This is a genomic window from Yersinia bercovieri ATCC 43970 (assembly GCF_013282745.1).
GTDB lineage: Bacteria > Pseudomonadota > Gammaproteobacteria > Enterobacterales > Enterobacteriaceae > Yersinia > Yersinia bercovieri.
The window spans coordinates 3,098,048-3,115,000 of record NZ_CP054044.1 but is presented as its reverse complement, the minus strand read 5'-3'; the positions used below and the strand labels follow the sequence as shown (position 1 = coordinate 3,115,000).

The window sequence follows — 16,953 nt, the reverse complement described above, 5'->3', positions numbered from 1 at the left end:
GCTCACGGTGTCACCTCTACTGTGCGTCGCGGCTTGTCGGAGAGACCGGTGCATGACTTGCAGGTGCCGCTGGCAACGATGTCGTTGGCCCGCTGGCAGCTGGAGTCATATTCCCCGTGCTCAATGGTTGTGTTTGTGGTGCTGGTGCTGTTGTTGTCGATGATGATGCTGTTGTCGATGATAATGTTGTCGATGATGATCCTGGCGATGCCGCTACTTTCACTGCGTCATCAGCTGCTGCCTTGGCAGGTTGCGGCGCATTGGTTGAACCTGCCGCTGCCGAACCGGTGGCTACCGCCTGCTCAGTGGATGTTGCCGCTACAGCTGGCGGTGTTGCAGCAGTGACCGCTGATGTCGCCGCTGGCGCAGTACCCGTGCTCTCAATCTGCTTCAAGCTTTCCGCTTTTTCGATATCCAGCGCTCTGTTATCTAAATTCTCATGCTCAATATCATGTTGAGTCTGTTTGTTCAGCACCAGGATACTGATACGGCGGTTGACCGGGTCATCCGATGCCTGCTCTTTGAGGCGCATTGTTGAGGCCATGCCCACCACGCGCAGCACTTTGCCCTCATCCAGGCCGCCAATCAGCAATTCACGTCGTGAAGCATTGGCGCGATCCGCTGACAACTCCCAGTTGCTATAACCCCGTTCGCCGTTGGCGTAAGGCAAGTCATCGGTGTGACCCGACAGACTGATTTTATTCGGTATATCATTCAAGATAGGGGCTATTGCACGTAAAATATCGCGCATATACGGCTCAACCTGAGCACTCCCCATCTTGAACATCGGCCGATTTTGACTATCAATAATCTGAATTCTCAGACCTTCTTCCATCATGTTAATCAACAGATGTGGCCGCAGCGCTCTCAGTCTTGGGTCGGATTCGATCAGCTGATCCAGCTTTTCCCGTAATTTATTGAGGCGATACTCCTCTTTGCGGCTCTCTTCCGAATCTATGTGCTTACGCACCTCACCCACCTGCTGAGTCGGGTCATCACCCCCCCCTGGAATCGGGCTGGTGCTGGAACTACTTTTATCACCGCTAGTCAGCGCGACTTTCAATGGCGTCCGGAAATAATCGGCAATTTGCGTCAGTTGTTGCGGGCTGGAAACCGATAGCAGCCACATCACCAGAAAGAAGGCCATCATCGCGGTCATAAAGTCAGCGTAAGCGATTTTCCATGACCCACCATGGTGGCCACCACCATGTTTGGCCTTGCGCTTTTTGACCAGAATAACGGGGTGGTTCTGATGCTTCATGCGTCCTCTTCTGTCGCTTGCGGTACTGGAGCTTTCACTCTGCGTACATGCTCTTCCAACTCAATGAACGATGGACGCTCCGTGGTGTAGAGTGTTTTACGACCAAATTCCACGGCAATTTGCGGTGCATATCCGTTCAGACTGGAAAGCAGTGTCACCTTGATGCACTGCATCATTTTGGTGGTTTCTGCACTCTGTTGACGCAATAAAGTCGCCAAAGGTGAAATAAATCCATATGCCAACAAAATACCCAGGAACGTCCCCACCATCGCGTGGGCAATTAACGCGCCAAGTTCTGCGGCAGGTCGGTCGGCGGAGGCCAGGGCATGGACGACCCCCATCACCGCGGCAACAATACCGAATGCAGGGAGAGAGTCCCCCACCATCGCCAAACTCCCAGCGGGAACTTCGCACTCTTGCTCGTGGGTCTCTATCTCTTCATCCATCAATGCTTCGATTTCAAAAGCGTTCATATTTCCGCTAACAATTAACCGCAAATAGTCGGTAATAAATTCGACTAATATCTTATCGGCCAGAATCCTCGGATAATTAGAGAATATTTCACTTTCACGTGGATTTTCTATATCACGTTCCAGTGACAACATTCCCTGCTGACGGGATTTTGCTAATAAGCGGTAGAGCAGCGCCATTAAGTCCATATATAGGACTTTGTTATATTTAGAGCGGCGCATCAATCTTGGCATTGCCTTCATTGTGGCTTTTATTGCTTTACCATTGTTACCCGCAATAAATGCACCAATACCTGCCCCGCCGATAATTAAAAATTCAGCTGGCTGATAAAGTGCGCCAAGGTGACCACCAACAATCATGTAGCCACCGAAAACCGCACCTAAGACCACGATATAACCCAAAATAACTAACACGCGACATCCTTAGCAAAGTGTGTGGGTGGAAGGTGAGGTGTTAGCACCCTTTGAGTGTGATGAGTTGTCATTAACTGGCTACAGAAACGGTATCCATACCGCCGCTGTAACCAAAAATTCAGACAAATCAAAGAAACTCAAACTGCGCGTCTAACCTGCTCATCCAGCAGTTGTGAAGTTATATCGGCAGATTGCGGAGAAAGTTTACGTTTTTTTACTGCGCGGGAAGGTGGCTGGCAGAGACTACAGACAAAGCTGTTTCGTGGCTGGTGCGCATGGGTGATAAAAGTCCCACCACAGCAATTGCAACCTGAGAGCTGCAACATACCACTGTCAACGAATCGAACCAGTGTCCAGGCACGGGTTAACGCCAGTAATGGCGGGATTCCCGACTGATCAGGGCACTGTTCCAGATAGAGACGATAAGCCTTAATAACGGCCTCAACACCGGTGCATTGTCCGCTTTTTAGCAAGAAGCTATAGGCGTTATAAAACATCGATGAATGAATATTTTGTTCCCAAGTCATAAACCAATCGGTGGAAAATGGTAACATTCCTTTCGGTGGCGGGCTGCCTCTCAGCTCTTTGTAGAGCTTAATTAAACGCCCCCGGCTGAGTTGCGTTTCGCTTTCCAGCATCTGTAAACGCGCACCTAAAGTTATCAACTCCATTGCCAAATGAATGTCTTTGGCTTCCTGGACAATACTTTTCTCAACCATCTGTCATGCTCTTCTCTTAGGTGCACTACCATCTTTTAACGATAGTTCGTGGAGTAAGTGGCTCGACAATAAAATTCCGGTATGGATTTGCTGCAAGTCATCCACACGAGACTCTTTCGTCAGATGATGAATAGTGTTGTGATCACTGAAGCGGAAATGACAGACTAATTGGTTAGTCTCAGCTAATTTAACCATTTGCGGTAAGGTTAACTGTGATAATGCATCGGCCATGCTATCAGTAATACCCAAGCGAAACATCGCTGAGGCTTTCTCATCGTTAATTAACCGCTGCGCTAAGAGCAAATATGACAAATTAATATCATAAATATGTTTGAGTAATTCAGACGTACTCATTTTACACATCCCGACTGATTATGTTTTAAAACATAAGTTGGATGATAGTATTTTTCACCCAAGACCTGGGATCCTTCCCGTTATACAGTTAATTAGCACCTATAGAACTAAAAATAATTGAAACCTACTGGTGTTACGTTACAAAAATACCATTTTGGTATGAAACAACATGTCGTTGGCCTGGCAGCTGAATTTTTTGCTGCTCTGATAATGCACCACCATCATGGAACTTTTCTTACAAATTATTAGGATTATTCCTAAAGAGGCCCAACTCTACTCCCGAATCGTTAGCACATACAATGTGACTAGTGATTCATTTTAAATGTAATGTGATATGGATCACAAAAATAAAATAAAAAGTTGCTACCACCCAACAAAATTGTTCATTTACTAACCACTTGCGCGCTCAAAAAACAACCAGAAGTCAGAAAAGAGCTAAAAAACTAAGGATATAGGCCCAATTCTTACTGTTTTTAGATCAATTCGAACAAACACATTCCTAAAACAAAATAGCAGAACATAAATCTGTCATAACACGAAATTATCAGCATTAAGGACTGCAATACCCCTTAATTACTCGGTAAGACTATAAGTAACCTGCCGAAACTATTTTTCTTTAACGAATATTTATGCGATTACAATAACTACCGATTATCGAACGCTTATTAGCCAATCGACCTTTTAGCGTTAAAAATATCAACGCTGAGTAGTAAAAAAAGCAACAGAGGTAACTACATGTTTCACTCTCGCTTAACCAGATACATTTTCATCACTCACCTTTTCAACTTTGGTTTATATCCTCATTTTTGCAAAGTATTTGTAAACAGAATGTAATATAAATTAATTAATAATGTTTGAGTCATAAGTTTACCCTGCGTTTTTTTAGCTATTCGATTAATTAAGTCCCTGCAATAGCTAGCATTCTTAACCAGTTACTACCAAATGTGATTAACCTCCCATTTATGAAATCTGTGATCCCCTACTCTTAATCAATAGCCGTGCTTATGAGAGCCTAATAATGGGATACAGCAATGTACTGGTCGCAGTTGCTCTTTCACCCGAAAGCCAACAATTGGTTGATAAAGCCGTTTCCATCGTTCGGCCCTATAACGGCAACGTTTCGCTAATTACATTGACGACCGAACCCGAGATGTACAGCAGTTACGCGGCACCTATGCTCGGTGATTTGCGATCAGTGATACAAGAAGAAGCACAGCTATTTATGGAGAGATTATCTATTAATGCTAACTATTCGATTAAGAGTAGAACCGTGATTCATGGTGAATTCGCCGATAGCCTGACTTACTATTGCCAGCACCAGCATATTGATTTGGTTATCTGTGGCAATCACAGTACCCATTTGATGAATAAACTCTCTTGTTCAGCGGCTCGGCTGATTAATACCAGTACAGTGGATGTCCTCATCGTCCCTCTTTGAGTGGCCACTTTTTCGCCTCATGGCGGCAGTGGCAGCCAATCAGCAACAATAAATCTCAGTTATTATTCCGGGGCTATTTGGCCCCGGATATCTTTCTATCACATCATGTTATGCAAATATGGTTACGGTTAGAACCACTTGCCGAAACGGCGGATATAGAACTGTTTCATCAGTTGCGCAACGACACAGTAGCTGATCAATGTTCCTGCCAGCCATGGGAAATATTCCCATGGTAGTGGTACTAAGCCGACCAAAGTTCCCAGTGGTGAAAACGGAATATAGATACCGATAGCCATAATTAACCCCGTCGTCAGTAGTACTGGCAACGCCGCCGTACTTTGAATAAACGGAATTTTTTGTGTGCGCAACATATGAACAACCAACGTTTGCGATAACAGACCCTCAATAAACCAACCTGACTGGAACAAAGCCTGATGCTCGACACTGTTAGCGGCAAAAACAAACCACATCAATGCAAAGGTAGTAATATCAAAAATGGATGAAGTTGGCCCAATCCATAACATAAAGCGGCCAATATTTTTAGCATCCCACTTGCGCGGTTTACGTAAAAACTCTTTATCCATCTTATCCCACGGCAGTGAAAGCTGGGAAATGTCATACATCAGGTTTTGTAACAGTAGGTGGATAGCTAACATCGGTAGGAATGGAATAAATGCGCTGGCCACTAATACCGAGAATACATTACCGAAGTTAGAACTGGCTGTCATATTCAGATATTTGATGATATTGCCGAAGGTTTCACGCCCAATAATGACCCCCTCTTCGAGCACCATCAGGTTCTTTTCCAACAAAATAATATCTGCTGACTCTTTGGCTATATCCGTGCCGGTATCAACCGAAATCCCCACATCAGCATCGCGCAACGCTGGCGCATCATTGATGCCATCCCCCAGAAAACCAACGGTATGCCCATTACTTTGCAGCATTTTCAGCACCCGTGATTTTTGCAGCGGCGTCAACTTGGTAAACAGCGTGCGCAACTCCACTTCCCGCGCCAGGGTCTCATCATCCATGCTTTCAATATCACGACCACTTAGCGGCTCGCCCGGTTCCAGCCCCACCTCACGGCAGATTTTTGCCGTAATAATCGGGTTATCACCCGTTAACACTTTGACTGCGACGCCGTTTTCACGCAACGCGGTGATTGCGGCCTCAGCGCTCTCTTTCGGTGGGTCGAGGAAGGTCAGTAACCCTTGCACCACCAGATCGCGTTCATCAGCAATATTTAACGGCAATTCGCTGGCTTGAGCCTCCAACTCGCGGGTTGCCAGTAGCAAGACACGAAAACCATCTTCGTTATATTGCGTGGCTAACGCCAGTAATTCAGCCCGGCGGCTATCATCCAATGGGACAATTTCACTCCCCTCCCGGACTTGAGTACAGATGCTCAGCATCTCCTCCACCGCACCTTTACAGATTAAGCGCTGCTGTTGCTGCTCATCTTTGACCACGATCGACAAACGGCGGCGGATGAAATCAAAGGGCAACTCATCCACTTTAGTAAAGCCGCGCAGCGCATCGATCTCAGGTTTGCCTCGGCTAAATTTGATCACCGCCTGATCCATCAGATTACGCATGCCACTTTGGTGGAAACTGTTGAGCCATGCCAGCTGCAATACCTGCTGGTCATTACTACCATTGGCATCTAAATGGTGCTCAAGAATGATACGGTCCTGCGTTAACGTGCCGGTTTTATCCGTGCACAACACATCCATCGCCCCAAAATTTTGTATTGCGTTCAATCGCTTAACCACAACTTTTCGCCGTGACATCGCGATGGCGCCTTTCGCCAGGTTAGAGCTGACAATCATCGGCAACATTTCAGGGGTCAACCCCACCGCAACCGCCAAAGCAAACAGGGCCGCCTCGGTCCAATCCCCTTTGGTAAAGCCATTAATCAGCAATACAATTGGGACCATCACCAACATAAAGCGGATCAATAACCAACTGACACTGTTCACTCCACGATCAAAAGCCGTTTGTGCACGATTGCCCACAATTGACTTAGCAAGCGACCCGAAATAAGTATGCCCGCCGGTGGCAACCACCACCGCCATTGCCGTCCCGCTGGCAACATTGGTTCCCATCAGACAGATATTAGACAATTCAAGTAGTTCGCTCTCACTACTGGCATCCGCATCGACTGATTTTGAGCTGATGTCGCCCATCGCATCGTACTTTTCGATGGGTATGGCCTCGCCAGTCAGAATTGCCTGACTAATAAACAGATCTCTCGATTTAATCAGCCGTAAATCAGCAGGGATCATATCTCCGGCGGATAAAAGAATAATATCACCCGGCACCAATTGCTTAATCGCAATTTCCTGTTTTGCTGGCTGAGCACTGTGGCTACTCCGACGCAATACAGTCGCGGTGGTGCGCACCATTGATTTCAGTGCTTCTGCGGCTTTATTAGTTCGGAACTCCTGCCAGAAACGTAATAGCCCGCTGATCAATACCATAGTGACAATAATAGTGACGCCAACCAGGTCGGTCTCTTCACCACTTTGTAATGGCAACCAATAGTCAGTAAAAAAACTAATTGCCGCCAAAACCATCAAAACAAAAATAAACGGGTTATTAAATGCAGCCAGTAATTGAGTCAGGGCCGGAGGTGCTTTCTCATGCGCGACTTGATTGATACCGTATAATTCCAACCGCTCTCTGGCATCTTCTTCAGTCAGACCATTTAGATTTGCATTTAGCTTGGATAAGGTTTGATCCAAGCTATTTTTAGCCTCTAATGCAATAGTAAAGGTTTTTTTATTATTGCTGCGGTTTGTCGCTGTCTCTTTAAATTTGGTCATAACGCTTCTCTTTTAATTCTAAATGCACAGCAGTTATCCACTCAATAAAGTTGAGATAAGTTGTGCTGAACTATTATTGCGCTGCCAATTTTATATTTAATTAGCAGCAGCTAATTAAGTTAACTCCGGGGTGATCGTCCATAACAACTCCTTACTACCACATGGGTCAGCGCTATTTATTATTGATTAAAAAAGATCTGTCTCTTTTATTAATTATGCCGGTAATTCAGATGCAATACGCCAATGAATAGAGCTAACACTGCGCTCCAAGCTTACGCGACAAACAATACCTTCAATTTCTTTCTGTGCTGCAGGTGTTGCCACTATTTCAGCACAGACTTCCAACTGACCGGGCTTAGCAATATCGGCACTGCAAAGTGATTGCAACCGTAATGCCACACCATTTAATGCCTGCAAAATAAGCGTGCGGACTAATATTTCATCCTCTGTACCACAGGTAACCTGAATCCGGTAGCGAACTTCTAAATCGACCGCTTGTTGCTGGGGTTGTAAGTTAATACGTTGTGCAGCTTCACGTAACAATATATTGGCGCACAGGATAACCGCTGTTGCCGCCACGGCATTCCAATATAATCCTAGGCCACAAAGCACACCAATACCCGCTGAACACCAAAGCGTCGCCGCTGTATTCAATCCTCGGATATTCATGCCTTCTCGCATAATAACGCCCGCGCCGAGGAAACCAATTCCTGAAACAACTTGAGCAGCAATACGCCCAGGACTGTCCGGTGAGGTGGCATAAGAGCTAAGAATAAATACCGCAGCACCGGTGGCAACCAATGCATTAGTCCGTAAACCCGCCATCCGTTGACGCCATTGCCTTTCAGCACCAATTAACGCGCCGAGACACATCGCCAATAATAAATTTATGACAAAAGGAGTTACTGCCATGATTCTCTCCATGATTTAATCATTGGTAGAATAATCATGTGCTATTTAGCACACAGGTAATTGTGCTGAGAGATATACCTAAGGTATTACTCAGCAAAAACCTATGTTTAGGCCGGGAGGGAATAGTGCGTGGTTGTTAAATACCATAATAAAAACCCAAATTAATACCCTCGATGGTTTCTCATCGAGTTAAAACATTATTGGGATTGCACAGCTCAGAAAATAGAGAGAGGGTGCTGCCCGCCATTTTTCGGCAAGCAACAAATCAATAGGGAGATGAGTTAGCTTGCCTTGCTTATTTGACTACTACTTTGCGTATCCATTAGCTTCTCCATCTGATTTTTCCAAAAGTATAGTTGCGAGTGATAACTATGTAAAGCTTATATTCCTAAACAGAACCTAAACCAACCCAGGAGAATTAAATAATAAAACTAATATTTATAATATTGGCAACTAATTAATTGCTTTGATTTATTAGATATTATCTTCGCGAATCTCACCACGTGAAAAGAGCACTATAGAGTAACCTCAATCACTCACCCTCCCCTCGTTACATGGTTGCTCATAAAAATCCACTATCAAGTCATTGACTCAATTACAGAAATATGAGGAATCTTTAATCTAAACTGCGACCGTGATCTCATTTATAACCCTAACTATTTTAGCCCCGTTGCCGATAAATCTTTAAAGGATTGTTGGGATTATTTTCAATATAGGGGTGAATTAATTTTAAGTAGCGATGCCTGCACCCCACGTGATCGCAGTGACAAGCGAACAAGGCTACAGCTTCAAGTAAGCAGGGTATAGCAGGCAAGGACCTTTCCTCGAGCGACTATAGAAACGGAACTGACAATGAAACGTGGAAGTACGCATCAGCCATTGGATCGAAAAATAATGCCAGAGCAGAGTACAAATACGAAAGTACTGTTTGTTAATAACATGCGTCTGGTCACTTTGTTTATCGCCATCTTGGCGGGGATACTACTCTTATTTGCAGCGGCAATTGGTACGTCAGGCTACTTTCTAAAACAAAGTAACCAATCACTTGAAGAAGCGACCCAAGAGCTGGATATCCGACTGGGTCTATCTAATAGTTCGAATTACCTGCGCACTGCACGCCTTATTCTTATTCAAGCAGCATCATCGGCACGTATCGGTGATACCGAGGGTTACCAGCAGGGCCTGAAAAGTGCTGAAGGCTGGATTGCTCAGTCACAACAAATGTTTAACCTCTACTATAACCGCCCGGTTAAGTCTGAAACTGACACCGCTCTGGATGGACCGCTGAAAAAAGCCTATGAACAGTATCGCGACGACGGGATGAAACTCATGCTCGACGCGACCAAAGAGGGGCATTTTGAAGAGGTTATCTCTCTTGAGGCAGAAAAACTTAATCAGTTGGACAGCGCTTACAATGAGCCACTGCTAAAAGCGGTTAAATATCGCACAGAACGCGCCACCCAAATCAACCAGACAGCTCAGCAAGAAGCCCGCCTCGGTTACATATTGATGGGGGGAGCCTTTATTCTGGCTATTCTATTAACGTTGATCGCTTTTTTAGTGATCAGCAGGGTCATCATCAAGCCGATTAACTGGCTGGTAGAACGCATTCAGCGCATTGCTCAAGGTGATTTGACCCAAACACCCGTAGCCTTCGGCCGCAATGAGATTGGTGTATTGGGTAACAATATACAGCAGATGCAAGATTCATTATCCACTACAGTCGAAGCTGTCCGCAGCAGTGCTGAATCTATTTACCAAGGCTCCAGCGAAATTGCACTGGGCAATACCGATCTTTCGGCACGCACTGAGCAGCAAGCCGCTTCACTCGAACAGACTGCCGCCAGCATGGAGCAGCTCACCGCGACAGTGAAACAAAATGCAGAGAATGCCCATCATGCCAGCCAACTGGCGGCTAATGCCTCGGCTAAAGCGGCTCAAGGTGGTGATATTGTTGATGATGTCGTCAACACGATGGATAAAATATCCCTCAGCTCAATGAAAATTGCTGAAATTACCAATGTAATAAATAGCATTGCTTTCCAAACCAACATCCTGGCACTGAATGCTGCGGTTGAAGCTGCTCGCGCAGGTGAACAGGGCCGTGGTTTCGCCGTGGTCGCCAGTGAGGTTCGCAATCTGGCACAGCGCAGTGCCGATGCCGCTAAAGAGATAGAGTTATTGATTGAGGCATCTGTTGACTTGATTGGTGATGGCTCAATTTTAGTGTCCGACGCAGGGAAAACAATGAGCGAAATCGTGACGGCTGTTACTCATGTCACTGATATTATGGGTGAAATAGCCTCAGCTTCTGATGAGCAAAGCCGAGGTATCAGCCAGGTCGCGCAAGCGGTTTCAGAAATGGATAACGTGACGCAACAGAACGCCTCTTTAGTGCAGGAAGCCTCAGCTGCGGCGGCATCTCTCGAACAACAAGCTGAAGTATTGACGCAGGCTGTTGCAGTGTTCCATCTAAACGGCCATAACCCTGCAGCTAAGGTGAAGAGATCAGTACTCGCGCCAACAGGTCAAAACAGTAAAGGTGCAAATAAAAAGTCAGGTGATGACTCGCTGAATTGGGAAACTTTCTGATTTATTGGAGCCTAAAACTCAGCCACGCTAAGAGTGATAACATTAACTAGCAAAACCGGAGGCAAGGCAGACACCTTCCTCCGGTTATTGGAAGCACCCGTTGTGGTACTCGTACTACTTGTGCAGCGGCTCAACAAAAGTGCCATCATGGCTATCAATTTCATTAAAGAACCAGACACCAGCTGGATAATCTTCCAGTGCTACCAGGTACATGACGCCCTCACTAAACTGCTCTACCTCTAAAACAACCCCTTCACGTCGTGGGCCGCCATCGGTTTTTACTGTCACCCGATCATTCACTTTCATGATATTACCTTCGATTAAATCAATGCCACTAGTGTATACCCAAATTCATTGGAGTTGCAGCGACTCCCCTGCAGCTTCAAGTATAAGGGTATAGTACAGAATCAGATGAGAATGATAAGGCTTACGTATAGGTAACGGTATGCTTTTGGTGATTTTATTTGAGAGAAGAGAGGCAATTGTGCGTATAACGGGTGGGTTTGAGTCAGTCAGTGGAGCCAAAATAGCGGCTAACCAGACAGGAGGTGTCTGACATCAAAGAGTTACGCTGTACAGCCGATGTTGCTTTACGCTAGGCAATAAAAAACCCGCCTTAGCGGGTTTTTTGATAATCAGCCAAGGGCCAATTAGATTGCAGTTACGTTTGCTGCAGACGGACCTTTAGCACCGTTCTCGATAGAGAACTGTACATTCTGGCCTTCAGCCAGGGTCTTGAAGCCTTGATCTTGGATTGCAGAGAAGTGAACGAACACGTCTTTGCTGCCATCAGCTGGAGTGATGAAACCGAAGCCTTTAGACTCGTTGAACCACTTTACTTGACCTTTCATCATGTTAGACATGTTTATTTCCTTTATTAAAAAATTTTGCCACCATGGGCGTGTTATAGCCGGTTATCAGTCGTTACTTATGGAGGCACTATGAAGGAAATTCGTCAGTGAAGAGCTATCAACGATAACGCTTTAAATATGAACCACTTTACTCAAGATGTCGTGCATAAATAGGTCTGTACCACAGGCCGAGACGCATTAACTCATGACCGGCTTTTAATAGCAACTCTTTTTAGCAGGCAAACAGAAGATTCTTGATCAGCCGCCTAAAATAAAGCCAAAAAAGCCACTTATTATACTCTTGATACTCATTTTTACACGGAATAATCACCAAATTAATGATCCTCCGAATCAAGGCACACTGCCGCATTCAGGAAAAAATATCAAAATACGCTAAATGGCCTGCTTTTCATCACGTTTATCGGCCAGCACTAAAAGTTTATCTTAAAATTTTGCTAAAATAAGCAGCCACCTACCCCGAGAGAGAGACATGAGGCCGAAATCTGTCACTTTAGATGATGTCGCACGCCAAGCCGGTGTTTCGTATCAAACCGTATCCCGCGTTTTAAATCAGGCAGCCCATGTTTCGCCCAAAACCCGCTGCAAGGTGGAACAGGCCATGACTGACCTAAATTATGTTCCTAACCGGGTAGCGCAGCAATTAGCGGGCAAACATAGCCTTACTCTAGGGCTGGCAACCACGGACCTCTCTTTACATGCCCCCTCGCAAATCGCAGCGGCAATAAAAAGCAGAGCCCGTGAATTGGGATACTCAATTGTCATTGCGATGGTAGATGATCACAGTGACCATGCCTGTCAGCAGGCCATAAATGAGCTATTAGCTCAGCGGGTTGATGGAATTTTAGTGAATGTTCCTCTGAAACCAACCCGCAGCCAGAAAGTTGTCCAGCAGTGTGCAGGGACTCCGGTGTTGTTTCTGGATGTTGACCCGCAATCTGCCGCTTTCAGTGTCTTGTTTGACCCCAAGGTCGGGGCTATTCAGGGGGCAAACCACCTGATTGCATTAGGCCACCAGCAAATAGCGCTAATTTGCGGGCCGAAAGAGGCTATTTCAGCCCAATTGCGCTATCAGGGCTGGCTACAGGCTTTGAGCCGTGCCTCATTAATGCCACAGGCGGTCTATCACGGGGAGTGGGACGCCCAAAGTGGTTATCAGGCAACGCAGAAACTCATTACCAGCCACACCCCCTTTAGTGCCATTTTAGTAGCTAACGACCAAATGGCGCTTGGCGTGTTACGTGCACTGCATGAGCATAATATCGATGTGCCGGGGCAAGTCTCTGTCATTGGTTACGATGACACCGCAGACAGTGCCTATTTCCAACCACCACTGACCACTGTCAGGCAAAATTTCAAACTGTTGGGGGAAGAGAGCGTCTCCCGCCTGATAGTCAGGTTGCACCATACCATTGAGCCCCCTTCTGAAACGTTGCTATTAGCCACCCAACTAACAATACGTCAGACAACGGCCCCATTTGCGCCTAAAAACGAATAAATGCGATCACTCTCGACTATTTAACCAACAGCTATTTACTTTATCTGCCACTGAATTCATCTTGAATGCATCGTGATTGTGAGCGCATAACATTTATTTTTATCGCTGACTAAAACAAGATGATTTTCGCAAAAAATGAGGTTGATATCATGACGTCACAGCAGATAGCTCAACATCAGGCTAAGCCAACCCTATCGCAGATTTTGTCTCGTAGGGACTGGGAGAACCCACAAGTGACGCAGTATCACCGCCTTGAGGCTCATCCCCCCTTTCAGAGTTGGCGTGACGTTAACGCCGCGCAAAGCGACTCAGCTTCTGCACAGCGGCAGTTGCTTAATGGATCGTGGTCGTTTAGCTATTTCACCCAACCAGAGTACGTCCCCGATAATTGGGTTGATCAAGATTTAGCGGGGGTAAAGACGCTGCCGGTTCCCGCCAATTGGCAGCTCCATGGCTATGACACGCCCATTTATACTAACGTGCAATACCCTATTCCAGTTGATCCCCCCTACGTGCCAAATGAGAACCCAACCGGCTGCTATTCGCGTGATTTTACATTAGCACCAGATTGGCTCGCGTCAGGTCAGACACGCATTATTTTTGATGGCGTTAATTCAGCATTTTACCTGTGGTGTAATGGGGAGTGGGTCGGTTACTCCCAAGACAGCCGCCTGCCCGCCGAGTTCGATCTCACACCTTATTTACAGGCGGGAAATAACCGTATCGCCGTTTTAGTGCTGCGCTGGAGCGATGGCTCCTATCTTGAAGATCAGGATATGTGGCGCATGAGCGGTATTTTTCGTGATGTCAGTTTACTGCATAAGCCAGAGATTCACTTGCGTGATATTCATATCGCGACTCACCTCTCTCCGGAGTTCAGCTCTGCCAATTTAGAGGTGATGGCTGCGGTTAACATCCCACAACTTGCTATCAATGACCCGCAGGTCACCGGAGCCTATCAAGTCCGCGTACAACTTTGGTTAGCAGATCAGCTGATTGCAAGCTCGCAACAACCTCTGGGCACCTCGGCGATTGACGAACGAGGCCCTTATTCTGACCGCACTCGTGTGTGCTTGCGAGTCGATCGCCCCTTATTATGGAGCGCAGAACAGCCTACATTGTATCGCGCAGTTATTTCTCTGCTAAATAATCGGCATGAACTGATCGAGGCGGAAGCCTATGATGTTGGTTTCCGGCAGGTTGCCATTCATCAGGGCCAGCTTAAGGTTAATGGCAAAGCGATACTCGTTCGTGGGGTCAATCGCCACGAACATCATCCGCAAACCGGCCAAGCCGTAGATGAAGAGAGCATGCGGCAGGACATCACTTTGATGAAGCAGCATAACTTTAATGCCGTGCGCTGCTCCCACTATCCAAATCACCCATTATGGTATCGGCTGTGTGATCGCTACGGGCTATATGTGGTTGACGAAGCCAATATCGAAACACATGGTATGCAGCCTATGGGCCGTTTAGCTGACGACCCGCAGTGGTTCTCTGCTTTTAGCGAGCGAGTGACGCGGATGGTCCAGCGTGACCGCAACCACCCTTGTATCATTATCTGGTCATTGGGCAACGAATCGGGCCATGGTGCAACCCATGATGCTCTCTACCGTTGGGTAAAAAGTAATGACCCGACTCGCCCGATACAATATGAGGGGGGTGGTGCAAACACTGCCGCTACTGACATTGTATGCCCAATGTATGCCCGTGTAGATGAGGACCAGCCCTTTCCTGCGGTGCCCAAATGGTCAATTAAAAAATGGGTGGGCTTACCGGATGAGTCTCGCCCATTGATTTTGTGTGAATATGCCCATGCAATGGGTAATAGCTTTGGCGGTTTTGCCCGCTATTGGCAAGCATTTCGCCAGTATCCTCGGCTACAAGGGGGATTTGTTTGGGATTGGGTAGATCAAAGCCTCACCCGCTATGATGAGCATGGTCAGCCTTATTGGGCATACGGTGGTGATTTTGGCGATAAACCCAATGATCGCCAATTCTGTATGAATGGGTTACTCTTCCCTGATCGCAGCCCACACCCAAGCTTGTACGAAGCGCAATGCGCGCAACAATTCTTCCAATTCTCATTATTGAGTACCGCGCCATTGGTGATCAGTGTCACCAGCGAATATCTATTCAGAAGCAGCGACAACGAACGCCTCTATTGGCGCATTGAATGCGAAGGTGAAACCGCGCTAGAAGGTTACCTATCGCTGGATTTGCTCCCCGAAAGTACACGTAATTACACACTAGCCGAGCAACTACCCATCATCAATAACCCCGGTAGTTTATGGTTGAATGTTGAGGTCAGGCAGATAAATGAGACACCTTGGTCGCCAAGTGATCATCGCAGCGCATGGCATCAGTGGCATTTACCACAGGCCCTTTTTGCGCAACCTAGCCATTTCCCTGAAGAGAGCGAACCAGGCACCCTTCAACTGCACCAAGACACGCACTACATTATCGTGGCACACCAGCAGCAGCGCTGGCAGTTCAATCGTCAATCTGGGTTGCTAGAGCAGTGGTGGCTGGGTGAAAATCCTATGTTACTCAGCCCGCTGCGTGATCAGTTTGTCCGTGCCCCGCTTGATAATGATATTGGTATCAGTGAAGCCACTCGTATCGATCCCAACGCCTGGGTTGAGCGCTGGAAGAAGGCGGGGATGTATCAGTTGGAATCGCGTTGCTTATCACTACAGGCTGATAGTTTATCTAGCTCAATACAAGTCAGTGCCGAGCACAGCTACGGGTTTGCGGGTCAACAGTTATTGCATACACATTGGCTATACCATTTTGATCAGCAAGGCCGCATGACCATTGATGTCCGCACGCAAGTGGCGACAGCACTCCCCCCTCCGGCAAGAGTCGGTATGTGCTGTCAGTTATCAGCTATTGCAGAACACGTGGAGTGGATGGGGCTAGGGCCTCATGAAAACTATCCTGATAGACAACTATCGGCACAATATAGCCATTGGTCGCAACCCCTTGAGCAGATGCACACACCCTACATATTCCCAAGCGAGAATGGGTTGCGCTGTAATACCAGCACCTTGAATTACGGTCCTTGGCAAATGACCGGTCACTTCCATTTTGGTATCAGCCGTTACAGTACAGAGCAACTCATGACCACCAGCCACCAGCATCTACTCAAACCAGAGCAAGGGACTTGGCTGAATATTGACGGTTTCCATATGGGGGTGGGTGGTGACGACTCATGGAGTCCTAGCGTCCATGCAGATGATTTATTGACAGACAAAATTTATCAGTACCAAGTTTGCTGGCAATACAACACTTAGATTAGTGGGCAGCTCAGACTTGTGGGGGAAAAGCCGTTGAATCTGTAACGCTATTAACGTGCAATTTCAGATTTATACCTATATCAGCACTGGCGTAACACCCATACAATCAAAGCGTTCAAACATCTCTTAGTCTTGATTTTAGCCATGCCTTGTTTGTCGCCATGCAAGTCTGTCCATACATGTATGACTCCTTTGTAAATTTATGCGCCCACACTATTGGGCGCTTTTTTTGATTTTTTAACCCCTCTGAGATACCTCACCCCACCTGAATCTAGCCATCACTTAAGCACATTCTCGCT

The 16,953-nt window shown here is 46.6% G+C and carries 12 protein-coding genes; 4 read left to right on the top strand and 8 right to left on the bottom strand.

Annotation, left to right across the window (positions count from 1 at the left end):
* Positions 1–16: 16 nt before the first annotated feature.
* The 4 genes from motB to flhD form a co-directional block, all read right to left on the bottom strand.
* Positions 17–1,261, bottom strand: coding sequence for a flagellar motor protein MotB (motB, locus tag HRK25_RS14010; protein WP_032898531.1), 1,245 nt, complete (start codon positions 1,259–1,261; stop codon positions 17–19).
* Positions 1,258–2,145 carry a flagellar motor stator protein MotA gene (gene motA, locus HRK25_RS14005; RefSeq protein ID WP_005277380.1) on the bottom strand — a complete coding sequence of 296 codons (888 nt, stop codon included), beginning with the start codon at positions 2,143–2,145 and terminating at the stop codon, positions 1,258–1,260. The genes motB and motA overlap by 4 nt, the downstream gene beginning before the upstream one ends.
* A gap of 137 nt (positions 2,146–2,282) precedes the next feature.
* Positions 2,283–2,864 carry a flagellar transcriptional regulator FlhC gene (flhC, locus tag HRK25_RS14000; RefSeq protein ID WP_005164496.1) on the bottom strand — a complete coding sequence of 194 codons (582 nt, stop codon included), beginning with the start codon at positions 2,862–2,864 and terminating at the stop codon, positions 2,283–2,285.
* Between the two features lie 3 nt (positions 2,865–2,867).
* The gene (gene flhD / locus HRK25_RS13995; protein ID WP_005277382.1) at positions 2,868–3,218 is read right to left on the bottom strand and encodes a flagellar transcriptional regulator FlhD; all 351 of its coding nucleotides are present in this window, start codon (positions 3,216–3,218) and stop codon (positions 2,868–2,870) included.
* A 1,018-nt stretch (positions 3,219–4,236) separates the two neighbouring features.
* Between flhD and uspC the strand changes: the two genes are divergently transcribed.
* The gene (uspC, locus tag HRK25_RS13990) at positions 4,237–4,656 is read left to right on the top strand and encodes a universal stress protein UspC (protein WP_005277384.1); all 420 of its coding nucleotides are present in this window, start codon (positions 4,237–4,239) and stop codon (positions 4,654–4,656) included.
* A gap of 128 nt (positions 4,657–4,784) precedes the next feature.
* Here uspC and mgtA read toward each other — a convergent pair whose 3' ends face one another.
* On the bottom strand, positions 4,785–7,484 hold the full coding sequence (gene mgtA, locus HRK25_RS13985; RefSeq protein WP_049599069.1) for a magnesium-translocating P-type ATPase: 2,700 nt from the start codon (positions 7,482–7,484) through the stop codon (positions 4,785–4,787).
* A 213-nt stretch (positions 7,485–7,697) separates the two neighbouring features.
* Entirely contained in the window at positions 7,698–8,396 is a 699-nt protein-coding gene (locus HRK25_RS13980) for an MgtC family protein (protein ID WP_005277388.1), read from the bottom strand.
* Between the two features lie 852 nt (positions 8,397–9,248).
* Here HRK25_RS13980 and HRK25_RS13975 point away from each other — a divergent pair.
* The gene (locus HRK25_RS13975) at positions 9,249–10,988 is read left to right on the top strand and encodes a methyl-accepting chemotaxis protein (protein WP_032898532.1); all 1,740 of its coding nucleotides are present in this window, start codon (positions 9,249–9,251) and stop codon (positions 10,986–10,988) included.
* A gap of 114 nt (positions 10,989–11,102) precedes the next feature.
* Here the strand turns inward: HRK25_RS13975 and dsrB are convergent, their stop codons facing one another.
* Both dsrB and cspE read right to left on the bottom strand, forming a co-directional pair.
* Positions 11,103–11,294, bottom strand: a complete 192-nt coding sequence (dsrB, locus tag HRK25_RS13970) for a protein DsrB (protein ID WP_005277391.1) — start codon at positions 11,292–11,294, stop codon at positions 11,103–11,105.
* A 344-nt stretch (positions 11,295–11,638) separates the two neighbouring features.
* Complete coding sequence (gene cspE, locus HRK25_RS13965) at positions 11,639–11,851, bottom strand: transcription antiterminator/RNA stability regulator CspE (RefSeq protein ID WP_002210893.1); 213 nt, start codon at positions 11,849–11,851, stop codon at positions 11,639–11,641.
* A gap of 478 nt (positions 11,852–12,329) precedes the next feature.
* On the opposite strand from cspE, the gene HRK25_RS13960 reads away from it, so the two are divergent.
* Both HRK25_RS13960 and HRK25_RS13955 read left to right on the top strand, forming a co-directional pair.
* Positions 12,330–13,355: a LacI family DNA-binding transcriptional regulator gene (locus HRK25_RS13960; protein WP_005277393.1), complete on the top strand. Its 1,026-nt coding sequence runs from the start codon at positions 12,330–12,332 to the stop codon at positions 13,353–13,355.
* Between the two features lie 149 nt (positions 13,356–13,504).
* Positions 13,505–16,651, top strand: a complete 3,147-nt coding sequence (locus tag HRK25_RS13955) for a beta-galactosidase (RefSeq protein ID WP_032898535.1) — start codon at positions 13,505–13,507, stop codon at positions 16,649–16,651.
* The last annotated feature ends 302 nt before the right edge of the window (positions 16,652–16,953 follow it).